This window comes from Micromonospora sp. NPDC005254 (genome assembly GCF_042872525.1).
In the GTDB taxonomy this organism is placed as follows: domain Bacteria; phylum Actinomycetota; class Actinomycetes; order Mycobacteriales; family Micromonosporaceae; genus Micromonospora.
In genome coordinates, this window is record NZ_JBIAKM010000003.1 from 455,472 (window position 1) to 477,078 (window position 21,607).

Annotated in this window: 18 protein-coding genes; 14 read left to right on the plus strand and 4 right to left on the minus strand. The window is 71.8% G+C overall.

The genetic code is table 11. The annotated features are described in order from the left end of the window. Positions 1 to 101: 101 nt before the first annotated feature. The 5 genes from ACFYPR_RS11790 (at position 102) to ACFYPR_RS11810 (ending at position 5,303) form a co-directional block, all read left to right on the plus strand. On the plus strand, positions 102 to 617 hold the full coding sequence (locus tag ACFYPR_RS11790; RefSeq protein WP_354861427.1) for a MarR family transcriptional regulator: 516 nt from the start codon (positions 102 to 104) through the stop codon (positions 615 to 617). A 2-nt stretch (positions 618 to 619) separates the two neighbouring features. Beyond that, positions 620 to 2,299, plus strand: a complete 1,680-nt coding sequence (locus tag ACFYPR_RS11795; protein WP_387259730.1) for a CocE/NonD family hydrolase — start codon at positions 620 to 622, stop codon at positions 2,297 to 2,299. 161 nt (positions 2,300 to 2,460) lie between these two features. Next, on the plus strand, positions 2,461 to 3,342 hold the full coding sequence (locus tag ACFYPR_RS11800; protein ID WP_363939670.1) for a hypothetical protein: 882 nt from the start codon (positions 2,461 to 2,463) through the stop codon (positions 3,340 to 3,342). A 108-nt stretch (positions 3,343 to 3,450) separates the two neighbouring features. Beyond that, positions 3,451 to 4,026, plus strand: a complete 576-nt coding sequence (locus ACFYPR_RS11805) for an ArsR/SmtB family transcription factor (RefSeq protein WP_387259733.1) — start codon at positions 3,451 to 3,453, stop codon at positions 4,024 to 4,026. Next, on the plus strand, positions 4,023 to 5,303 hold the full coding sequence (locus tag ACFYPR_RS11810; RefSeq protein ID WP_387259736.1) for an MFS transporter: 1,281 nt from the start codon (positions 4,023 to 4,025) through the stop codon (positions 5,301 to 5,303). The genes ACFYPR_RS11805 and ACFYPR_RS11810 overlap by 4 nt, the downstream gene beginning before the upstream one ends. Positions 5,304 to 5,351: 48 nt before the next feature. On the opposite strand, the gene ACFYPR_RS11815 is transcribed toward ACFYPR_RS11810, so the two are convergent. Further along, positions 5,352 to 5,555: a cold-shock protein gene (locus ACFYPR_RS11815; protein ID WP_007462771.1), complete on the minus strand. Its 204-nt coding sequence runs from the start codon at positions 5,553 to 5,555 to the stop codon at positions 5,352 to 5,354. A 195-nt stretch (positions 5,556 to 5,750) separates the two neighbouring features. Between ACFYPR_RS11815 and ACFYPR_RS11820 the strand changes: the two genes are divergently transcribed. Next, positions 5,751 to 6,434, plus strand: coding sequence for a 50S ribosomal protein L11 methyltransferase (locus ACFYPR_RS11820; RefSeq protein ID WP_354863203.1), 684 nt, complete (start codon positions 5,751 to 5,753; stop codon positions 6,432 to 6,434). Positions 6,435 to 6,535: 101 nt separating this feature from the next. After that, positions 6,536 to 7,144, plus strand: coding sequence for a DedA family protein (locus tag ACFYPR_RS11825; protein WP_387259738.1), 609 nt, complete (start codon positions 6,536 to 6,538; stop codon positions 7,142 to 7,144). Between the two features lie 307 nt (positions 7,145 to 7,451). Here the strand turns inward: ACFYPR_RS11825 and ACFYPR_RS11830 are convergent, their stop codons facing one another. Next, positions 7,452 to 8,105 carry an MBL fold metallo-hydrolase gene (locus ACFYPR_RS11830; RefSeq protein WP_354862801.1) on the minus strand — a complete coding sequence of 218 codons (654 nt, stop codon included), beginning with the start codon at positions 8,103 to 8,105 and terminating at the stop codon, positions 7,452 to 7,454. Between the two features lie 294 nt (positions 8,106 to 8,399). On the opposite strand from ACFYPR_RS11830, the gene rsgA reads away from it, so the two are divergent. The 5 genes from rsgA to ACFYPR_RS11855 all read left to right on the plus strand — a co-directional run bounded on the left by rsgA (position 8,400) and on the right by ACFYPR_RS11855 (position 17,084). Then, positions 8,400 to 9,470, plus strand: a complete 1,071-nt coding sequence (rsgA, locus tag ACFYPR_RS11835) for a ribosome small subunit-dependent GTPase A (protein ID WP_354862803.1) — start codon at positions 8,400 to 8,402, stop codon at positions 9,468 to 9,470. 180 nt (positions 9,471 to 9,650) lie between these two features. After that, positions 9,651 to 12,596: an excinuclease ABC subunit UvrA gene (gene uvrA / locus ACFYPR_RS11840; RefSeq protein ID WP_355067596.1), complete on the plus strand. Its 2,946-nt coding sequence runs from the start codon at positions 9,651 to 9,653 to the stop codon at positions 12,594 to 12,596. Between the two features lie 159 nt (positions 12,597 to 12,755). Further along, entirely contained in the window at positions 12,756 to 13,241 is a 486-nt protein-coding gene (locus ACFYPR_RS11845; protein WP_354862806.1) for a Rieske (2Fe-2S) protein, read from the plus strand. A gap of 140 nt (positions 13,242 to 13,381) precedes the next feature. Then, complete coding sequence (gene uvrC / locus ACFYPR_RS11850; RefSeq protein ID WP_355067598.1) at positions 13,382 to 15,370, plus strand: excinuclease ABC subunit UvrC; 1,989 nt, start codon at positions 13,382 to 13,384, stop codon at positions 15,368 to 15,370. A gap of 1,054 nt (positions 15,371 to 16,424) precedes the next feature. After that, the gene (locus tag ACFYPR_RS11855; RefSeq protein ID WP_387259741.1) at positions 16,425 to 17,084 is read left to right on the plus strand and encodes a C39 family peptidase; all 660 of its coding nucleotides are present in this window, start codon (positions 16,425 to 16,427) and stop codon (positions 17,082 to 17,084) included. Positions 17,085 to 17,144: 60 nt separating this feature from the next. On the opposite strand, the gene recQ is transcribed toward ACFYPR_RS11855, so the two are convergent. Both recQ and ACFYPR_RS11865 read right to left on the minus strand, forming a co-directional pair. Beyond that, positions 17,145 to 18,986 carry a DNA helicase RecQ gene (gene recQ / locus ACFYPR_RS11860; protein WP_354860365.1) on the minus strand — a complete coding sequence of 614 codons (1,842 nt, stop codon included), beginning with the start codon at positions 18,984 to 18,986 and terminating at the stop codon, positions 17,145 to 17,147. 70 nt (positions 18,987 to 19,056) lie between these two features. Beyond that, complete coding sequence (locus ACFYPR_RS11865) at positions 19,057 to 19,392, minus strand: hypothetical protein (protein ID WP_354860366.1); 336 nt, start codon at positions 19,390 to 19,392, stop codon at positions 19,057 to 19,059. A 210-nt stretch (positions 19,393 to 19,602) separates the two neighbouring features. Between ACFYPR_RS11865 and rapZ the strand changes: the two genes are divergently transcribed. Both rapZ and ACFYPR_RS11875 read left to right on the plus strand, forming a co-directional pair. Beyond that, the gene (gene rapZ / locus ACFYPR_RS11870; RefSeq protein ID WP_234588457.1) at positions 19,603 to 20,508 is read left to right on the plus strand and encodes an RNase adapter RapZ; all 906 of its coding nucleotides are present in this window, start codon (positions 19,603 to 19,605) and stop codon (positions 20,506 to 20,508) included. Continuing rightward, positions 20,505 to 21,560 (plus strand): 2-phospho-L-lactate transferase CofD family protein, encoded by a 1,056-nt coding sequence (locus ACFYPR_RS11875; protein ID WP_387259745.1) that lies wholly within the window; start codon positions 20,505 to 20,507, stop codon positions 21,558 to 21,560. Before rapZ ends, ACFYPR_RS11875 begins: the two co-directional genes overlap by 4 nt. The last annotated feature ends 47 nt before the right edge of the window (positions 21,561 to 21,607 follow it).

Genomic DNA, 21,607 nt, shown 5'->3' on the forward strand with positions numbered 1-21,607 from the left:
ACAGTCGAGTATCTTGATAAACGAGATTATCGGCGGCTGTTTTATGCTGCAACCCGGGGACCGACGACGGGGAGAAGCGGCGCGAGGTGGCGACTCACGGCATGTACCGGCGGCGCGACACGCGCCGCGATCAGCTGGTCGCGGAGATCACCAACAACCTCCGGCGGTACGCGGTGGACGCCCAGCAGGTCGGCCACGCCTTCGCCAACCTGCACGGCCTCAACCCGACCGACCTGAACGCGCTGATCGCGGTCATGGACGCCGAGCTGTTCGGTGACCCGATCACCCCCGGCCGCCTCGGCGAGCAGCTCAACCTGTCGTCCGGGTCGGTCACCGCCCTGATCGACCGGCTGGAGCGGGCCGGGCACATCCGCCGGGACCGGGACACCGTCGACCGACGCAAGGTGCTGCTGCACTACGCCGACCAGGGCGCCGCGCTGGCCATGGAGTTCTTCCGGCCGCTGGGCGCCCGCACCGACACGGTGATGGACCGCTTCGGCGAGGACGAGCTGGAGGTGGTGCACCGGTTCCTGGCGGAGATGGGCGAGTCGCTGCGGGCGCACCGCGACGCGGTCCGCGCCGCCCGGCCCGAGCCGCCCCGCCGGACGACGGGCTGAGCGTGCCGGGCCGGCTCGTCGCCCGCCTCGCCGCTGCCGCGCTGCGGCTTCCCGCCGTGCGCCCCGGCCCGGTGCGGGTCACCCGCGACATCCCGATCCGGGTGCGCGACGGCGTCGTGCTGCGGACCGACCACTACGCCCCGGCCGACCGGTCCGCCCCGACCGTGCTGATCCGCACCCCGTACGGGCGGGGCGGGCCGTTGCGGCTGCTCGGCTGGTTGCTCGCCGCGCGCGGTCGACACGCGGTGATCCAGTCCTGCCGGGGCACGGGCGGCTCCGGTGGCACGTTCGCCCCACTGGTGCACGAGCGCGACGACGGGGTGGACACCCTGGACTGGCTGCGCCGCCAGCCCTGGTGGTCCGGAGCGCTCGGCATGTTCGGCGTCAGCTACCAGGGCTTCGCCCAGTGGGCGCTGGCCGCCGACGCCGGCGAGGACCTGCGCGCGATGGTCGCGGTGGTGACCGCGTCGTCCACCCGGGACTCGACGTACGCGGGGGAGTCGTTCGCCCTGGACACCGTGCTGACCTGGGCCGAGCTGCTGCACGCCCAGACCGTGTCGAGGCTGGCCCGGCAGTGGGAACTCAAGCGTGGGCAGCCCCGCTTGGCTGCCGCACTGGATCACCTGCCGCTGGCCGGAGCGGACCGGGTCGCCACCGGCGTCACCATCGGGTTCTTTCAGGAGTGGCTGCGCCACCACGATCCCGACGCCGCGTACTGGAAGGGCCGGGTCTTCGCCGACCGGGTGGCCCGCGTGCGCGCACCCGTGGTCATGGTCACCGGCTGGCACGACATCTTCCTGCCCGCCCAGCTCGACGACCACGCCACCCTGCGCGCCGCGGGCGCCCGGCCGCGGCTGGTGATCGGACCGTGGACGCACGGCAGCCCCGGTCTCTTCGTGGCCGCGTTGCGCGAGGGACTGGCCTGGCTGGACGAGCATCTGGGCGGGTCTGCGGCCGACGAGCGGCGGCCCACCGAGGTGTCCCGCGGGGCCCCGGTCCGGCTGCACGTGGGCGGTCCCGACGGCGGCTGGCGGGACCTGCCGGACTGGCCACCACCGGCCACCGACACCCCGTGGCACCTGCACCCGGGAGGCGAGCTGGCGATCCGCCCACCGAACCCCTCGGCCCCGGACGAGTTCCGGTACGACCCGGCCGACCCCACCCCGTCGCTCGGTGGCCCGCTGCTGGTCGCCAAGCGGGCCGGCCCGGTGGACAACCGGCACGTCGAGGCCCGGCCCGACGTCCTGACGTACACCAGCGCTCCGCTCACCGAACCGGTAGAGGTGATCGGCGGCGTACGCGCGGAGATCCACGTCCGCAGCGAGCTCGGGTACCTGGACGTCTACGTCCGGCTGTGCGATGTGGACCGGCGAGGGCGCTCTCGCAACGTGTGCGACGGACTGGTCCGGGTCGCACCCGGCCGGTTCGCCCTCGACGGGTCCGGGGCGCTGCGGGTGCCGGTGCCGCTCTGGCCGACCGCGTACCGGTTCGCGGCCGGGCACCGACTGCGCGTCCAGGTCGCCGGCGGCGCCCACCCGCGCTGGGCGCGCAACCCGGGCAGTGGGGAGCCCCTCGGCACGGCCGTTACGCTGCGTGCCGGCTGGCGGCAGGTTCTGCACGATCCGGCGCATCCCTCGGCGCTGTGGCTGCCGATCGTCCACACTGCCCCGCGCAGCATCTGAAACGAAGATACCCCATCTGAGCTGGGCGTTCATGTTTTGTGCGGGCTATGGTTGGGTCAACGCCCGGCGCCGTGCACCAGTAGGCCGGGCTCGCCTGAAGCCCAGCACCGCGTACGCGGTGTGACGTCATGTCCGGCCCCCGTCAATCGGAAGGGGGCCCCATGACCCGGGCTCCGGCGAACCTGTTTGCCGTCCGAAGTCTCCTTCTCACGCACCTCAACGTCGACCCGAACACCGTTCGCGACGCCGACCTGGAACCGGCGGAGGTCGGGATCGTCGGTGACGCGGCCCACCGGGGCGGCTACCACTGCGGATCGGACCGGGTGGTGACCAACGACTACTCGGTGGTGGAGTCGTCGCGGGACCGCAACGGTCTGACCCTCGACGCGGCGGCGCTCGACGTCGGCGGCTTCGAGGTCCGTTCCGGCGGACGTACGCACACCCTGCCCAGCTTCTCGCTCTGGTGTGTGGGTCAGTGCACCGCGAACGCGGCGGACACCCGGGACATCCGCGAGATCATCTACAGCCCCGACGGTACGACCGTGAAGCGGTGGGACCGGCTCGGCAAGCGCACCAGCGGCGACAGCTCGCACCGCTGGCACACCCACTTCAGCTTCTTCCGTGACGCCATCAAGGCCGGCGGTGACCAGCGGCCACTGTTCCGCCGCTACCTCAGCTCCATCGGACTCCTGGAGGACGACGACATGACCCCCGAAGAACACAACTGGCTGGCCACCGTCCACAAGAACCTGACCGTGCTCGACGGTCGTAACCCGATCGGTCAGGTCTACCTGCGCCTGGCCGAGGGGCGGGACGACACCGGAGCGCCGGTGACCGGCCACCCGAACCTCAAGAGCCTCGGCGTGCAGATCACCGCCATCCAGACGGCGCTGAACACGCTGGCCGGGCGCGACTTCACCGACGAACCGGCGATCATCGCGGGCGTGCTGGCCGGCCTGACGCCGGAGAAGATCGCCGCGGCCATCCCGCCTTCCATCGCCAAGCAGGTCGCCGACGAACTGGGCCGCCGGCTCGTCGCCTGAGCGAGGGGCGGCTCGTCCCCACCGGGCCGCCCCTCCCCACCACTATCCGCAAGAACGATTGGGCAATAGCCGTTGCGCAACTGCCATTGCGGATGCGATGCTCGCGCCATGGACACACCCGACGTACGCCAGGTCACCGACTCGCGAGTGCTGGCCGCCATGGCCCACCCGCTGCGCCGCCGGTTGATGGACGTGCTCAAGGTGCACGGCCCGTCGACCGTCGGCGTGCTCGCCGAGCGCACCGACCAGGCGCCGGCGAACGTCAGCCACCACCTCAAGGTCCTCGCCGCCGCCGACCTCGTCACCGAGGCACCCGAGCTGGCCCGGGACCGCCGCGAGCGGTGGTGGCAGCTCGTCACCCGGGGAGTGCGCTGGTCCAACACCGACTTCGACGCTGACCCTGCAGCCCGGGCCGTCGCCAACGCCGCCACCTCACTCAACCTGGACCGGCACGTCTCCCTGGCGCGGGCCTGGCACGCCAGCGACGAGTCGGCGCAGGCCGCCTGGGCCGACGCGCCGTTCTCGACGGACAAGTGGCTGCACCTCACGCCCGAGGAACTGGCCGAGCTGAGCCGCCAAATGATCGACCTGCTGGATCGCTGGGCGGCCCGACAGCTGCCCGACGACGGCCGCGAACGCCAGCCTGTCTTCGTGTTCGTCCACGGCGTACCGGCCCGGCCGTGACCGCGGCCACCCGCACCGACCCGAGCCCGGTCCGACCGGCCGGCGGGCTGCTGTGGCATCGCGACTTCCGCCTGCTCTGGGCCGGGCAGACGGTCAGCAGCATCGGCAGCAACGTCACCACTGTCGCGCTGCCCCTGGTGGCTGTCGCCGTGCTCGACGCCGGCACCTTCCAGGTGGCGGTCCTCACCGCCGCGGCCTGGCTGCCCTGGCTGCTGATCGGCCTCCCGGCCGGCGCGTGGGTGGACCGGCTGCCACGCCGGCCCCTGATGGTGGTCTGCGACCTGTTCTGCGCGCTGGCCTTCCTCAGCGTGCCGGTGACCGCCGCCCTGGGCCACCTCACCGTCGAGCAGTTGCTGCTTGTGGCGCTCGGCACCGGCGCCGCACGGGTCTTCTTCGAGACCGCCGACCAGGTCTACCTGCCGGTGCTGCTGCGGCCCGAGCAACTGCCCGAGGGAAACGCGAAACTACAGGCCACGCAGACCGTGAGTTACGTCGTCGGGCCCGGCATCGCGGGCCTGATCGCCCAGCTCACCGGGGCGGTCGCCGCGTTGCTGCTGGACGCGCTGACGTTCCTGTTCTCGGCGGTCCTCCTGCTGCGCATCCGCACCGCCGAGCCGCGCCCCGCCCGGCCGGACCGGTCCCGGTCGCTGCGTCGGGACATCGTCGATGGACTGCGCTTCGTCATCCGCGACCCGTACCTGCGGGTGCTGACCGTCTTCGGCGCGGCCAGCAACATTGGTCTGACCGGCTACCAGGCGGTCCTGGTGGTGTTCCTGGTGCGTGAGCTGCGGCTCGCACCGGGCCTGGTGGGCGTGCTGGTCGGAGTGATGAGCGCCGGGGGAATCATCGGCGCGCTGCTCGCCACCGCCCTGGCCCGCCGGTGTGGCACCGCGCGCGCCATGCTCATCGGGGCAGCGCTCACCGGCCCGCCCGCCCTGCTCATCCCGTTGGCCGCACCCGGCGTCGGGCTGGTCTGGCCGGCCCTCGGCGGCGTGCTGATCGGCCTCGGAGTGGCCATCGGCAACGTGGTCAAGGGCGCCTTCCGGCAGACGTACACACCGCACCACCTGCTCGGCCGCGTGACGGTGAGCATGCACCTGCTCAACTTCGGTGCCATCCCGCTGGCGGCCGTGCTGGCCGGAGCCCTCGGCGCGCGCTATGGCGTTGGCACGGCGATCGGCGTGATGACCGCCTGGTTGGCGATCACCCCGCTGATCATGCTGATAGGGCCGCTCCGGCGGCGGCGGGACCTGCCCGCCGCCCCGGCAGCGTCTTGAGTGCACTGCGACGGCGGCCGGGGACCGACCGCCGTCACCGGCACGGAACTACATCGGGCGGACGTTGTCCGCCTGCGGGCCCTTCTGGCCCTGGGTCACCTCGAACTCGACCTTCTGGCCCTCGTTGAGCTCGCGGTAGCCGCTCGAAGCGATGGCGGAGTAGTGGACGAACACGTCCGGCCCTCCACCGTCCTGCTCGATGAAGCCGAAGCCCTTTTCCGAGTTGAACCACTTAACCGTGCCGGTTGCCATGCATCTCTCCCTGTTCAAAGCGGCGGACCACCGGCCTGTGGCCGATGGTCGCCCGTACCTGTTCGACAGTAGCGGGCGAAGCCCCGATCTGCTGGCCGAAGTGCCGTAGGTGTTTACTTGAACTCAGATGAACTCTGTGCGCGCCGGCACGCGAAAGCCGCCCCGACCACCCTCCGCTACGGCATGCTTGCGCCGATGAGAGGTGCCGCAGCCACTGCGCTGTCCGAGCTGGAGCGCGAGATCGACGCGCCCGGCTCCGGCCTGGACCGGCTCCAGCTGGTGCCCACCCCGTTCGTCCCGGAGGTGCGGCTGCACCTCGCCGAGGACGCGATCGTCTGGTGGGCCCGGATGGAGGCGCTGGCCGGTCACGCTCTGCCACCGCCGTACTGGGCCTCCGCCTGGGCCGGCGGCCAGGCACTGGCCCGGCACCTGCTGGACCATCCGGAGCTGGCCGCCGGACGCCGCGTCCTCGACCTCGCCGCCGGCTCGGGTCTGGTGGCCATCGCCGCCGCGCTGGCCGGCGCCGCCGACGTCGTCGCCAACGACATCGACCCGTACGCCGTGGCGGCCATCATCGTCAACGCGCGCGCCAACCGGGTCACCATCGACGCCAGCGGGGACGACCTGCTCGACAGCGTCGGCGTCGACGCCGATCTGGTGGTCGCCGGGGACGTGTTCTACAGCCGCCCGATGGCCGAGAGGATGCTGCCGTTCCTGCGACGGGCCGTCGCCTCCGGCGCCGAGGTCCTGGTCGGGGACCCCGGTCGGGGGCACCTGCCCGCCGACGGGCTGCGGGTGCTGGCCGACTATCCGGTGCCCACCACCGAGCCGTCGGTGGACTCGTCGCTGCGCCGGGTGCAGGTGCTGCGACCCGCGTGACGCGCGGGCCCTCTCAGGGGCGACCCCGAGGCGGATACCAGGGGGCGCTGGGGGCTGCGACCTGATGTCCGCGGGGGTGCGGCGGCCATAGCGTACGAGGCATGACGCAATGGCTGGCCCAGGTCGGAGAACTGCCCATCCTGGTGCTGATGGGCGCGCTCGGGCTGGTCATGCTCTTCGACGCCGTACCGTTGCTGGGTGTGCTGATCCCCGGTGACGTGGCGATCCTGGCCGCGGTCGGGGTGGGCCGCCCGGCCACCGGGCTGGCCACCTTCGCCGCGGTGCTGGCCGGCTGCCTGGCGGGCTGGTCGCTGAGTTTCCTGGTCGGTCGCCGCTACGCCGAACGCCTGCGTCACAGCCGGATCGGGGGCTGGATCGGTGAGTCGCGCTGGAGCGCGGCGGAGGGGATCCTCAGCCACGGCGGTGGCCGGATGATGATGATCGCGCCGTTCCTGCCGGTGTTCAACGCGCTGCTGCCACTGGCCGCCGGCGGGCTGCGGATGTCGTACCGCCGGTTCCTCGGCTGCGCGACCCTCGGCGCGGCGGCCTGGGCCGGTCTCTACCTGGCGCTGGGCACCGCGTCGCGGTCGCTGGCCGGGCTGCTGCCGGGGGCGCCGAGCCCGCTGCTGGTGACCATGGGGGTGGGGCTGGCGCTGGCGTTCGTGGTGCTGGTGGGGGCGCGGCGGCGGTTCTCTGCTCTTGCTGGTTGAGCTGTTTGGGTTGGGCTTGCCGTGGTTGCGGTGGGGGGCGGGGGCCTGCCGTGCCCGGCTCCGGGCGGTCAGGCTTGATCCCTGCGCCGGGCACGGCAGGCCCCCGCCCCGTCGTGGGGGCGGTTCGTCCGGTGGTGCCGCGATCCGTCGGTGGGTTGGATCGTCAGTGGTGTTTGGTCAGCGTTGGGTGACCATCGTTCGGGGCTCGGGGCTCGGGGCTCGGGGCTCGGGGCTCGGGGCTCGGGGCCTCAGGGCTCGGGCTCGGGCTCGGGCTCGGGGGTTGGGGCTTGGGGCTGGTGTTGGGGGGTTACCAGCCTCGGGCTCGCCACTGGGGGAGGGATGGGCGTTCTGCTCCCAGGGTGCTGTCCTTGCCGTGGCCGGGGTAGAACCAGGTGTCGTCCGGCAGTTGGTCGAACAGCTTGTGCTCGACGTCGTCGATCAGCGCGGCGAAGCGCTGCGGGTCCTGATCCGTGTTGCCAACGCCGCCGGGAAAGAGGCTGTCGCCGGTGAACAGGTGGCCTGTGCCGCTCGGGTCGCGGTAGAGCAGCGCGATCGAACCCGGCGTGTGGCCCTTGATGTGGATGACCTCCAGCGCGCAGTCGCCGACCGCCACGGTGTCGCCATCGGCCAGCTGCTCCGCCTCGATCGGCAGCCCGGCCGCGTCGTCGGCGTGCACGAGCGCCCGCGCGCCGGTCTTGGCGACCACCTCCTCCAGCGCCACCCAGTGGTCCATGTGCTGGTGGGTGGTCACCACGGCGGTCAGACCACCGTCGCCGATCAGCTCCAGCAGCCGGGGCGCCTCGTTGGCGGCGTCGATCAACACCTGGTCGCCGGTGCCGGTGCAGCGCAGCAGGTAGGCGTTGTTGTCCATCGGGCCCACCGACAGCTTGCTGATGGTGAGCCCGTCCAACTCCCGTACCGCCGGCGGGCCGCCGTGGGTGACATCTCCGCTGTAGGTCATGACGTGTCCATATCCGTTCCGGTGGAGTAGGCAGGGGGACCGTCGGGGTCGACGGCGAACGTGGCGGCCGGTGGTGTCGTCCGCCGCGCCCCCGAGCGGCAGCGGACCCGTGGTCACGCGTCGACCCTAGCGGGCCCGCGCCGCGCCGTCGTCGCGGAAATCGCTTTCGGCGCGTCGCCCCGCGCCCTACCGTCGGCCTCACAAGCGGCACCGGGACGTCGGACGGAGGTGGTGTTCATGCCGGACGTGGCACGCGTGTTCCGCCATCACCAGCTCGACACCGATGAGGATGCCATGACGATCGATCTGACCGCCCTCGGCTGGGACGCCGACCGGGCGGCGTACGCCGCCCGACGCGGCGAGCACCACCCCGGCCGGGTGGCCCGGGTGGACCGGGGGGTCTGCACGGTGCTCACCGCAGGCGGCCCGGTCCGGGCCAGCCTCGGCCCGTCCGTGCTGGCCGCCGCCGTCCAGGACCCCTCGGCACTGCCCTGCGCGGGGGACTGGGTGCTGCTCACGCACTGGCCGGACCGCCGGATCACCGTGGCGGCCGTGCTGCCCCGGCGGGCCGCGCTGATCCGCCGTACCGCCGGCAAGGACGCCAGCGGCCAGGTGCTGGCCGCCAACCTCGACGCCGCCGCCGTGGTGGAGCCGGTGCACCCGGAGCCGGATGTCGGCCGCATCGAGCGGCTGCTCTCCCTGGTCCACGAGTCCGGGGCCCGGCCGCTCGTGGTGCTGACGAAGGCCGACCTCGCGGCCGACCCGGCCGCGCTGGCCCGCCAGCTCGCCGTGATCGCCCCCGGTGTGCCGGTGCTGTCGGTCAGCGCCGAGCGCGGCACGGGGCTGGACCCGCTGCGCGCCGAGGTCGCGCCGGGTCGCACGCTGGGGCTGCTCGGGCCGTCCGGCGCCGGCAAGTCGAGCCTGGTCAACGCGCTCGCCGGCGCGGTGATGATGCCGACCCAGGCGATCCGTCGGGTCGACGGCAAGGGCCGGCACACCACCACGTGGCGGGCCCTGGTGCCGATCCCGAACGGCGGTGCCGTCATCGACACACCCGGCGTACGGGCGGTCGGCCTGCTCGACGGCGTGGCCGGGCTGGACCGGGCGTTCGCCGACATCGCCGGGCTGGCCGAGGGCTGTCGGTACGCCGACTGTCGGCACGACGGCGAACCGGCCTGCGCGGTCCGCGACGCGTTGCGGACCGGTGAGCTGTCCACCCGTCGGTGGGAGAGCTGGCGGCGTCTGCAGTCGGAGGTCACCCACGAGAGCCGGCGGCGCGAGGCGCGGCTGGCCGCCGAGCGGCGCGGCGGGTGGCGATCGGCGCGGCGTCGGGCGGCCCGGCCGCCGTCGCCCGGAGGTTACTGACGGGCGGTCGTGCGTGGCGCGGCCGACCGGGCTGAGCTGGGGGAATGTGCGGGCGGGGAAAACTGTCACACCTCGGGGCTAGAGTTGCCGAGGCGTGTTTTCCGCGCCCGCACGACCGCTCGAAATCCCCCAGAGCGGGACAGATCCTTCGCTTCGTCTTCTCCCGGGAGTACACGCACTGTGGCCGACCGACTGATCATCCGTGGCGCGCGCGAGCACAACCTGCGTGACGTCAGTCTCGACCTGCCCCGGGACGCTCTCATCGTGTTCACCGGGCTGTCCGGGTCGGGCAAGTCGAGCCTGGCCTTCGACACGATCTTCGCCGAGGGGCAGCGTCGCTACGTCGAGTCGCTCTCCTCGTACGCCCGGCAGTTCCTCGGGCAGATGGACAAGCCCGACGTCGACTTCATCGAGGGGCTGAGCCCGGCCGTCTCGATCGACCAGAAGTCCACCTCGCGCAACCCGCGCTCGACCGTCGGCACCATCACCGAGGTCTACGACTACCTGCGGCTGCTCTTCGCCCGCATCGGTGAGCCGCACTGCCCGGTCTGCGGCGAGCGGATCTCCCGGCAGAGCCCGCAGCAGATCGTCGACCGGGTCCTCGCGATGGCCGAGGGCACCAAGTTCATGGTGCTCGCGCCGGTGATCCGCGGCCGCAAGGGCGAGTACGTCGACCTCTTCGCCGAGCTGCAGGCCAAGGGCTACGCCCGGGCCCGCGTCGACGGCGTGGTGCACCCGCTGACCGAGCCGCCGAAGCTCAAGAAGCAGGAGAAGCACACCATCGAGGTGGTGATCGACCGGCTCACCGTCAAGCCGAGCGCCAAGCAGCGGCTGACCGACTCGGTCGAGGCCGCGCTGGGCCTGTCCAGCGGGCTGGTCCTGCTCGACTTCGTCGACCTGCCGGAGGACGACCAGGACCGGGAGCGCCGCTACTCCGAGCACCTGGCCTGCCCCAACGACCACCCGCTGGCCATCGAGGATCTCGAGCCTCGGGTCTTCTCCTTCAACGCGCCGTACGGCGCCTGCCCGGAGTGCACCGGCCTGGGCACCAAGAAGGAGGTCGACCCGGAGCTGCTGGTCCCCGACCCGGAGCGCAGCCTGCGCGAGGGCGCCATCCAGCCCTGGTCCACCGGGCACAACCTGGAATACTTCCTGCGCCTGCTGGAGGCGCTCGGCGAGGCCCAGCACTTCGACGTCGACACCCCGTGGCGGGCGCTGCCGGCGCGGGCGCAGAAGACGATCCTGCACGGCTCCGACGACCAGGTGCACGTGCGCTACCGCAACAAGTACGGTCGCGAGCGCTCCTACTACACCGGGTTCGAGGGCGTGGTGCAGTGGATCGAGCGCCGGCACTCCGACACCGAGTCCGAGTGGTCCCGCGACAAGTACGAGGGCTACATGCGCGACGTGCCGTGCGCGGCGTGCGGCGGCGCCCGGCTCAAGCCCGAGGTGCTCGCGGTCACCCTCGCCGGCAAGAGCATCGCCGAGGTCTGCAACCTGTCGGTGGGGGAGTGCGCCGACCTGCTCGCCGGCATCGAGCTGACCGACCGGCAGAAGATGATCGCCGAGCGCGTCCTCAAGGAGATCAACGCCCGGCTGCGGTTCCTGCTCGACGTCGGCCTGGACTACCTCTCGCTGGACCGGCCGGCCGGCACGCTGTCCGGCGGCGAGGCGCAGCGCATCCGGCTGGCCACCCAGATCGGCTCCGGCCTGGTCGGCGTGCTCTACGTGCTCGACGAGCCGTCGATCGGTCTGCACCAGCGCGACAACCATCGGCTGATCGAGACCCTGATCCGGCTGCGCGGTCTGGGCAACACGCTGATCGTGGTGGAGCACGACGAGGACACCATCCGCGTCGCCGACTGGATCGTCGACATCGGGCCCGGCGCTGGCGAGCACGGCGGCAAGATCGTGCACAGCGGCTCGGTGCCGGCCCTGCTGAAGAACAAGGAGTCGATCACCGGGGCGTACCTGTCGGGGCGCCGGTCGATCCCGACACCGACGGGCCGCCGCCCGCAGGATCCGGCCCGCGAGCTGGTGGTGCACGGCGCGCGCGAGCACAACCTGCGCAACCTGACCGTCTCGTTCCCGCTGGGCCAGCTCATCGCGGTCACCGGGGTCAGCGGCTCGGGCAAGTCGACGCTGGTCAACGACATCCTGTACGCCGTGCTGGCCAACCAGATCAACGGCGCTCGGCTGGTGCCCGGCCGGCACACCCGGGTCTCCGGTCTGGAGCACGTGGACAAGGTCGTCGGTGTGGACCAGTCGCCGATCGGCCGTACCCCGCGCTCCAACCCGGCCACCTACACGGGGGTCTGGGACCACGTCCGCAAGCTCTTCGCCGAGACCACCGAGGCCAAGGTCCGGGGGTACGGGCCGGGCCGGTTCTCGTTCAACGTCAAGGGCGGTCGCTGTGAGGCGTGCTCCGGCGACGGCACCATCAAGATCGAGATGAACTTCCTGCCCGACGTGTACGTCCCCTGCGAGGTCTGCAAGGGCGCCCGGTACAACCGGGAGACCCTGGAGGTGCACTACAAGGGCAAGACCGTCTCGGACGTGCTGGAGATGCCGATCGAGGAGGCCGCGGAGTTCTTCTCCGCGATCCCGGCCATCCACCGGCACCTCAAGACGCTCGTCGACGTCGGCCTGGGGTACGTCCGCCTCGGGCAGCCCGCGCCGACCCTCTCCGGCGGCGAGGCGCAGCGGGTCAAGCTGGCCTCCGAGCTGCAGAAGCGCTCCACCGGGCGGACGGTCTACGTGCTCGACGAGCCGACCACCGGTCTGCACTTCGAGGACATCCGCAAGCTGCTGATGGTGCTCGAAGGGCTGGTCGACAAGGGCAACACGGTGATCACCATCGAGCACAACCTCGATGTGATCAAGACGGCCGACTGGCTGATCGACATGGGTCCGGAGGGCGGCCACCGGGGCGGCATGGTGCTCGCCACCGGCACCCCGGAGGAGGTCGCCGAGGTGCCCGAGAGCCACACCGGCCAGTTCCTGCGTCAGGTGCTCAAGCTCGACGGCGAGGCCAAGGGCGCGGCGGCGGCGACCACCCGCGCCGCCAAGGCCAACGGCGCCACCAAGACGCGGGCCAGCCGCAAGGTGCCGGCCGGCGCGCGCTGACCGTGACGCAACTCTTTCGGGGCGGTCGGATGACGACCCGCCCCGACCCTTTTGCGGGGTGTCGCACCGATGCCGGGGTGAACTATCCGGCACAGTTGCCCGTGGAGAGAAGTGTGGCCGGCTTTTGGACCGGCGCACTGGGCGAGAGAGAGGCGAGGCATGAGCGACGATCAGGCGCTGACCGGACCGGGTACGCAGACCCGTCGTACCCTGCTCACCGGCGTCGGGGCCGTCGGCGCGGCCGTCGTCCTGGCGGCCTGCGGCAGTGACGACGACGGCAGTGGCAGCGGTGCCCCCACCAGCGGCGGCCCGGCGGTGCCCAGCACCGGGGACGCCGGCGGCGGGGATCGGCAGAACGCCCAGTCGCTGGCCACCACCGCCGACATCCCGGTCGGCGGCGGCAAGGTCCTCGCCGCCGAGGGCGTCGTGATCACCCAGCCCACGGCCGGTCAGTTCAAGGGCTTCAGCCCGATCTGTACGCACCAGAACTGCCCCGTGACGAACGTCGACGGCGGCACCATCAACTGCACCTGCCACAACAGCAAGTTCTCGATCGAGGACGGCTCGGTGAAGGCCGGCCCGGCCACCAAGCCGCTGCCGCCGAAGGACATCAAGGTGACCGGGGACCAGATCTCCCTCGCCTGACCCGCGCGGCTCGACGGCTTGATCGACTCGCGTTCCATGAAGTCGGGGTGTCGGTAGGCACCGGACACCCCGACTTCCCGGAAACCGAGTGGATCAAGTGCTCGCGGTGGGTGTCGGGGGTGCGGACTAGGCTTGTCGACGTGGCTGACCCCTCGACCTACCGTCCCGCACCCGGCACCATCCCGGAGTCACCGGGGGTCTACCGCTTCCGCGACGGCACCGGCCGGGTGATCTACGTCGGCAAGGCGAAAAACCTGCGCAGCCGGCTCAACTCCTACTTCGGCGACGTGTGGAACCTGCACGAGCGCACCCGCCAGATGGTCACCACGGCCGAGTCGGTGGACTGGATCACCGTCGGCACCGAGGTCGAGGCGCTCCAGCAGGAGTTCACCTGGATCAAGCAGTACGACCCCCGGTTCAACGTCCGCTACCGCGACGACAAGTCGTACCCCTATCTCGCCGTCACCCTCGACGAGGAGTACCCGCGACTCCAGGTGATGCGCGGCGCGAAGCGCAAGGGTGTGCGCTACTTCGGTCCGTACTCGCACGCCTGGGCCATCCGGGAGACCCTCGACCTGCTGCTGCGGGTGTTCCCCGCGCGCACCTGCTCGGCCGGCGTGTTCAAGCGGGCCGGCCAGGTCGGTCGTCCCTGCCTGCTGGGCTACATCGGCAAGTGCTCGGCGCCGTGCGTCGGCACCGTCTCCGCCGACGAGCACCGTGCGATCGTCGACGGCTTCTGCGACTTCATGGCCGGGCGCACCGACACCATGGTCCGCAAGATCGAGCGCGAGATGACCGAGGCGAGCGAGCACCTGGAGTTCGAGCGGGCCGCCCGGCTGCGCGACGACGTGGCCGCCCTGCGCCGGGCCATGGAGAAGCAGACCGTGGTGCTCGGCGATGGCACCGACGCCGACGTGGTCGCGTTCGCCGACGACCCGCTCGAGGCGGCCGTGCAGGTCTTCCACGTCCGCGACGGCCGGGTCCGCGGCCAGCGCGGGTGGGTGGTGGAGAAGACCGAGGACCTGACCACCGGCGACCTGGTGCACCACTTCTGCACCCAGGTGTACGGCGGCGAGCACGGCGAAGCCGACGTGCCCCGCGAGCTGCTGGTGCCCGAGTTGCCCGCCGACGCCGACGCGCTGGCCGAGTGGCTCAGCAGCCACCGGGGCAGTCGGGTGTCGCTGCGCGTGCCGCAGCGCGGCGACAAGCGTTCGCTCATGGAGACGGTGGAGCGCAACGCCAAGGATGCGCTGGCCCGGCACAAGCTCAAGCGGTCCGGCGACCTGACCACCCGCGGCAAGGCGCTGGACGAGATCACTGAGGCGCTCGGCATGCGCACCTCGCCGCTGCGCATCGAGTGCTTCGACATCTCGCAGATCCAGGGCACCGACGTGGTCGCCAGCATGGTGGTCTTCGAGGACGGGCTGCCCCGCAAGAGTGAGTACCGGCGGTTCATCGTGCGGGGCGCCACCGACGACCTGTCCGCCATGTCCGAGGTGCTACGCCGCCGCTTCGCCCGCTACCTCGACGCGCGGGCCGAGACGGGCGAGGTGGGCGTGGAGTCCGCCGACGACCCGACCGCGCCCGGCGGCGCCACGGATCCGCAGATCGGCATCCTGGTCGACCCGACCACCGGCCGGCCGCGGAAATTCGCGTACCCGCCACAACTGGTGGTCGTCGACGGCGGCGCCCCGCAGGTTGCGGCGGCCGCCCAGGCCCTCGCCGACCTGGGCATCGACGACGTCGCGCTGTGCGGCCTCGCCAAGCGGCTGGAGGAGGTGTGGCTCCCCGACGACGAGTTCCCGGTCATCCTGCCGCGCACCTCGGAGGGTCTCTACCTGCTGCAACGGGTCCGCGACGAGGCGCACCGCTTCGCCATCACGTTCCACCGCCAGCGTCGCTCGAAGCGGATGACCGAGTCGGCGCTGGACAATGTCCCCGGCCTGGGCGAGGTACGCCGCAAGGCGCTGCTACGGCACTTCGGCTCGCTGAAGCGACTCTCGACGGCGACCGTCGAAGAGATCACCGAGGTGCCCGGGGTGGGTCGACGCACCGCCGAGGCGATCCTGGCCGCCCTCGACAAGGGCGCAAAAGCGGACGACAGCGCCGAGGCGACGCCCAGCGCGTAGGCGACCCGCAGCGCGGGGGGCGACGCCCTGCGCGTAGGCGACGCCCTGCGCGTAGGCGATCCGCAGCGCGGGGGCGACGCCCAGCGCGTAGACACACCGCGACAATCCTCGCGCCCCGCATGATCGTGCTCGATCCTGGATGTAGTGGCCTAGTTGGCAGGGTGAGGCCCCTGTTTCCTGGATCGAGCGCGATCATCCGGTGGCGGTCGGGCCGCGTGGAGGTGATCGACTCGGGTTCGGTGATGTCGGGGTGTCCGGCGCGTCCGGATACCCCGGTATCGCCGAAGTCGAGTCGATCAACCCCCGGGATGGTGGCGTGACCCGGAGGTCGGCGTGCAGTGGCGTGTCGCCCACCGAGGGACGCCGTGCACGGCACGTTTCGGCGGGCATGATCGTGCTCGATCCTGGATGTAGTGGTCTCGCCGGCAGGGTGAGGGCCCTGTTTCCGGGATCGAGCACGATCATCAGGTGGGCGCAGGGCCGCGCGGAGGTGATCCACTCGGGTTCGGTGATGTCGGGGTGTCCCGCGCGCCCGGATACCCCGACTTCGCCGAAGTCGAGTTGATCACCACCGGCTGGTGGCGGGTGTCCGTTTCCGATGGATGGTTTGGGGTGGATTCGGCATCGCCGTCCCGTGGTCGGTGCCACGCTGGTGGCGGAATCGGGGACCCGGCGGGGTCGTTATACCTGGCATGCCGCCGCGAGCCTCGGGCTTCGGTGGCGCGGCAGCCGCCGGGAACACCCGCTTGGTCGCCACGGTTACATCCCCGCACAGCCGAGCAGCACCACCGACCGGCCCGTGTGACAGCCGCCGGGAACACCCGCCCGGCCGCCACGGTTACACCCCCGCACCGCCGAGCAGCACCACCGGCCGGCGCCGTCCGGAATGCGGAATGACTCGCCACCCCGGGCCGTTGTACCACCCCCTGGGACATCCCCCGTGCAGGCCCCCGGGTCGCCGGGCCAGGTCCCCCGTGAACTTTTCCGCTCGGCACACGTCCCCCGTTTTTGTGTGTCGTTGCGTTTTCCCCCACATGCAGAGGAGCACGCCATCATGCGTACCGATCTGATTCGTAAGACCGCTCTGACCGCTGCTGGCCTCGCCTTCACCGGCGGCGCCATCGCCGGCCCCGTCACCACCGCCTACGCCGCGTCGCAGGCCAAGCCCGCGTCGCAGACTCAGGCCGACCGCAAGCCTGCGGGTGAGCGTCAGCTGGGTGTGCGCTACGAAGCCCAGCCGAACTTCTACCACTGCGGCCCCGCCGCTGCCCGTAACGCCCTGTCCGTGCAGGGCAAGGACATCAGCGTGGACGCCATGGCCAAGGAGATGGGCACCACCGAGGCCGGCACCAACAGCATCAACGACATCACCCCGGTGCTGAACAAGGAGACCGGTAAGAACGACGCGTACCACAGCGTCGAGATCAGCAAGCCCGACGCCGACGCCACGCAGACCGACCAGCTACGCGCCGACATCGTCAAGACCGTCGACGACGGTCGGGCGGTGGTGGCGAACATCGCGGGCACCAGCGTCGACACTGATGGCAACACCCACTCGTTCGAGGGCGGGCACTACATCAGCGTCGTGGGTTACCGCGACAACGGTGACGTTGTGCGGATCGCTGATTCGGCCGATGCGAACACGGCCGCGTACGACATCACGGTCGAGCACCTCGCCGACTGGATCGCCACCCGCGGCTACGCCACCAGCTGAGAACCACACACCGACAAGGGCCGGACCCCACCACAGGGGTCCGGCCCTTTCGGCATGCAGTCAGTCGGTCGCGAGGACGGCCAGGATCTGCTCGCCGTACTTGGCGAGCTTGTTCTCGCCGACCCCGCCGACCCGCGACAGCTCGGCCAGCGAGGTGGGCGCGTCACCCGCGATCTGCCGGAGGGTGGCGTCGTGGAAGATGACGTACGCCGGGACGCCCTGCTCCTTGGCGGTGGCCGCCCGCCAGGCGCGCAGCCGCTCGAAGACCGACGCGGCCGCCGGGGTGAGCTCGGCGACGACGGTGGCCGACCCGCGCGGCTTCGACGACCGGCTCGACGCGGGCCGCTCCGGCTCGCGGCGCATCGTGACGGTGCGGCGGCGGCCCAGCACGTCGGCGCTGGCCTCGGTCAGCGCGAGGGTGCCGTAGTCGCCCTCCACGGCGAGCAGCCCCTCGGCGAGGAGTTGCCGGACCACGCCCCGCCACTCGGCCTCGCTCAACTCCGTGCCGATGCCGAAGACGGTAAGCGAGTCGTGACCGTACTGGCTGATCTTGTCGGTCTGCTTGCCGAGCAGGATGTCGATGCAGTGCCCGGCGCCGAACCGCTGGTTGCGCTCGCGGTCGAGGCGGAACACGGCGGAGAGCAGCTTCTGGGCGGCCACGGTGCCGTCCCACGACTCCGGTGGGTTGAGGCAGGTGTCGCAGTTGCCGCAGGCCGTCGGGGTCGTCTCGCCGAAGTACTCGAGCAGCTGCACCCGTCGGCAGCGGACCGTCTCGCAGAGCGCGAGCATCGCGTCCAGGTGTGCGGCGAGGTTGCGCCGGTGCGCGAGGTCGCCGTCGGACGTCTCGATCATCTTGCGCTGCTGGACCACGTCCTGCAGGCCGTACGCCAGCCATGCGGTGGACGGCAGCCCGTCGCGGCCGGCGCGGCCGGTCTCCTGGTAGTAGCCCTCGACGGACTTGGGCAGGTCGAGGTGGGCGACGAAGCGCACGTCGGGCTTGTCGATGCCCATGCCGAAGGCGATGGTGGCCACCATGACCAGGCCGTCCTCGCGGAGGAAACGTTGCTGGTTGGCGGCGCGGGTGGCCGCGTCCAGACCGGCGTGGTACGGCAGCGCGGCGACGCCGTTGGCGACGAGGAACTCGGCGGTCTTGTCCACCGAGGCGCGCGACAGGCAGTAGACGATGCCGGCGTCGCCGGGGTGCTCGTCGCGCAGCAGGGCCAGCAGCTGCTTGCGGGGCTCCCGCTTGGGCACGATCCGGTACTGGATGTTGGGCCGGTCGAAGCTGGCCACGAAGTGCCGCGCGTCGTCGAGCGCCAGCCGGCTGGCGATCTCGGTGCGGGTGGCGCTCGTCGCGGTGGCGGTCAGCGCGATCCGGGGGACCTGCGGCCAGCGCTCATGCAGCATCGACAGCGCCAGGTAGTCGGGCCGGAAGTCGTGCCCCCACTGGGACACGCAGTGCGCCTCGTCGATCGCGAACAGGGAGATGCGCCCCCGGTCCAGCAGGGCGAGGGTGGACCGGACGCCGAGCGCCTCGGGCGCCAGGTAGAGCAGGTCCAGTTCGCCGGCGACGAACGCGGCCTCCACCCGCCGCCGGGCGTCCAGGGTCTGGGTGGAGTTGAGGAAGCCGGCGCGGACACCGACCGCGGTGAGCGCGTCCACCTGGTCCTGCATGAGCGCGATCAGCGGGGAGACGACGACCGCGACACCGTCGCGGACCAGGGCCGGGATCTGGTAGCACAGCGACTTGCCGCCACCGGTGGGCATCAGCACCAGCGCGTCGCCACCGGCGACGACATGGTCGATGACCTGCTGCTGGAAGCCGCGGAAGGCGTCGTAGCCGAACACCCGGCGCAGCACCGGCAGCGCGTCCTCGGTACGCAGGTCGGTGGGGGAAGCCATTCGCGGAGTCTACGAGCCGACCCCGACACCGCTCGCCCGGCGCACCCGGGCACACCGGACGAGCGTGCGGTCAGCTGGGCCGGTTGGCCAGGCCGCGCGGCGGGGCCTTCATCCCGACGACGATGTCGACGATCTCGATGTAGCGGGCCTTGGCCCCCATCCGGAACGCGGTGGCCGCGGCGTTGATCTCCTCGAGGGTGTCGGCCTCCACCATCGTCACCTGGTCGTACTTCCCGTTGACCCCGGTGCAGACGACGTGGGTGAGCTGCTTGGCGAAGCGGCCCAGATCCCGGGCGTGCTCGGCGGAGACCTCGTGGATGCCCTCCCGGCCGAGGGCGAAATACTCCGGACTGATCCGCATGAACAGGAAACCGACGTACTTGTTCTTGTCCGCCAGATCGTGCATCGCACCCTCCCAGATGTCGGCCTTGACCTGCGGCGATCACGAGGAGCGTATAGATGATTACTGATCGTTATCAAGGGCGGAGGCTGTCGGGAGGGCGACCCGCGGTCCCGGGTGCGGACGCGCCCGACCCGACGCCGGCCGGCGGGATAGAGTCGCTGATTGACCAATCGCGGCCGATGGCGGCCGCGGCGCCACGGCTTGGGGGTACGGGTGAGCGAGGCGCACACAGCCGGTGACGGGCAGCCGGCGGCCGAGTCGGAGACCACCCTGGTGGTGGTCACCGGGCTGTCCGGTGGTGGTCGCAGCACCGTCGCCCGGGCGTTGGAGAACGTCGGCTACTACGTCGTGGACAACCTGCCACAGGCGCTCATGCTCGACATGGCCGAGCTGGCGTTCAAGGCCGGCGGCGCGGCCCGGCGTACGGCCATGGTCCTGGACGTGCGCTCGCGGGCCTTCTCCACCGACCTGGCCGGGGCGATCCGCGAGCTGAAGGAGCGGGGCTTCTCGCCGCGGGTGGTGTTCGTCGACGCCGACGACGAGGTGCTGATCCGGCGTTTCGAGAGCGTTCGGCGTTCGCACCCGTTGCAGGGCGACGGGCGGCTGGCCGACGGCATCGCCGTGGAGCGCGGGCTGTTGGAGGAGGCCCGCGACCAGGCCGACGTGATCATCGACACCAGCCACCTGAACGTCAACCAGCTGCGCCGGCGCATCGAGGAGCTGTTCGGCGGCGAGGACGCCCGCCGGCTGCGGGTCACCGTGCTGTCGTTCGGCTTCAAGTACGGCCTGCCGCCGGACGCCGACTTCGTGCTGGACGCCCGGTTCCTGCCCAACCCGTACTGGGTGCCGGAGCTGCGCGAGCACACCGGGCGGGAGGAGGCGGTCAGCGCGTACGTGCTGGGTCAGGAGGGCGCGGACGCCTTCGTCGCCTCGTACGCCGACCTGGTCAACGCCACCACCACCGGGTTCGAGCGGGAGGGCAAGCGGTACCTGACGGTCGCCGTGGGCTGCACCGGCGGCAAACACCGCAGCGTGGCCATCGCCGAGGAGCTGGCCGGTCGGCTGCGCCAGTCGGGGCTGGCCGCCAACGCGCAGCACCGCGACCTGGGGCGGGAATGACGGCGCGTCGGGTGGTCGCGTTCGGCGGAGGGCACGGGTTGTCCGCGTCGCTGCGTGCGCTGCGTCACTGCGCCCCCGAACTCGACCTGGACATCACCGCGGTGGTCACGGTCGGTGACGACGGCGGTTCCAGCGGCCGGCTGCGCGCCGAACGGGGCGGCCTGCCCCCGGGTGATCTGCGCCAGGCGCTGGTGGCGCTGGCCGGAGACCACCCCGCCACGCGACGCAGCGCCGGGCTGTTCCAGCACCGCTTCGCCGCCGTGCCGGCGCTCGGCGTACCCCCGGACGGCGGGACCGACGCGGACCCGGCGGCGGCGGGCGGCCCGGAGCCGCGCGGCGCGGACCCGACGGCGGCGCGCACCGACGGCCTGGCCGGGCACGCGGTGGGCAACCTGGTGCTCTGCGGTCTCATGGAGCTGCTCGGCGACCCGGTGGCCGCGCTGGAACACGCCGGGGCCATGCTCGGCACGGTCGGCCGGGTCCTGCCGATGTCGCGCCAGCCGGTCGGCATCGAGGCGCGGGTGCGCGGCGCCGACCCGAGCGCCCCCGACGAGGTGCGCACCGTACGCGGTCAGCACCAGGTGGCGGTCACCACCGGGCGGGTCGAGTCGCTGCGCCTCACCCCGGCCGCCCCGGCGGCCTGCGCCGAGGCCCTGGCGGCGATCGGCGCGGCGGACTGGTTGATCTTCGGGCCGGGCAGCTGGTACACGAGTGTGCTGCCGCACCTGCTGGTGCCGCAGCTGGCCGACGCGATCGTGTCCAGCTCGGCCCGGCGGCTGGTCACGCTGAACCTGGCCGCGGAGAAGGAGACCCTCGGCCTCTCGGTCGCCGACCATCTGGCGGCGTTGCGCTGGTACCTGCCCGAGCTCAAGGTTGATCTCGTGCTCGCGGACGCCAAGGCGGTGGGTGACCCTGAACCGGTCGAACGTGCGGCAGAATCGCTGGGTGCCCGCCTGGTCCTCGCCCCCGTCGCCGTCATCGACGGCACTCCCCGCCATGATCCGGCTGCCCTGGGCGCCGCGCTGGTGCCTGTCCTGGGCGCCGATCGTTAGACACGTACGTAATCTCCGGCGACACGCCGGAACAGGTCCGTGAGGGG

Excerpts from the sequence above, each read along its gene's own strand:
- ACFYPR_RS11790 (WP_354861427.1), top strand. The coding sequence starts at position 102 with ATGTACCGGCGGCGCGACACGCGCCGCGATCAGCTGGTCGCGGAGATC.
- ACFYPR_RS11800 (WP_363939670.1), top strand. The coding sequence starts at position 2,461 with ATGACCCGGGCTCCGGCGAACCTGTTTGCCGTCCGAAGTCTCCTTCTC.
- ACFYPR_RS11805 (WP_387259733.1), top strand. The coding sequence starts at position 3,451 with ATGGACACACCCGACGTACGCCAGGTCACCGACTCGCGAGTGCTGGCC.
- ACFYPR_RS11815 (WP_007462771.1), bottom strand. The coding sequence starts at position 5,555 with ATGGCAACCGGCACGGTTAAGTGGTTCAACTCGGAAAAGGGCTTCGGC.
- ACFYPR_RS11820 (WP_354863203.1), top strand. The coding sequence starts at position 5,751 with ATGAGAGGTGCCGCAGCCACTGCGCTGTCCGAGCTGGAGCGCGAGATC.
- ACFYPR_RS11825 (WP_387259738.1), top strand. The coding sequence starts at position 6,536 with ATGACGCAATGGCTGGCCCAGGTCGGAGAACTGCCCATCCTGGTGCTG.
- ACFYPR_RS11830 (WP_354862801.1), bottom strand. The coding sequence starts at position 8,105 with ATGACCTACAGCGGAGATGTCACCCACGGCGGCCCGCCGGCGGTACGG.
- rsgA (WP_354862803.1), top strand. The coding sequence starts at position 8,400 with ATGACGATCGATCTGACCGCCCTCGGCTGGGACGCCGACCGGGCGGCG.
- ACFYPR_RS11845 (WP_354862806.1), top strand. The coding sequence starts at position 12,756 with ATGAGCGACGATCAGGCGCTGACCGGACCGGGTACGCAGACCCGTCGT.
- ACFYPR_RS11855 (WP_387259741.1), top strand. The coding sequence starts at position 16,425 with ATGCGTACCGATCTGATTCGTAAGACCGCTCTGACCGCTGCTGGCCTC.
- recQ (WP_354860365.1), bottom strand. The coding sequence starts at position 18,986 with ATGGCTTCCCCCACCGACCTGCGTACCGAGGACGCGCTGCCGGTGCTG.
- ACFYPR_RS11865 (WP_354860366.1), bottom strand. The coding sequence starts at position 19,392 with ATGCACGATCTGGCGGACAAGAACAAGTACGTCGGTTTCCTGTTCATG.
- ACFYPR_RS11875 (WP_387259745.1), top strand. The coding sequence starts at position 20,505 with ATGACGGCGCGTCGGGTGGTCGCGTTCGGCGGAGGGCACGGGTTGTCC.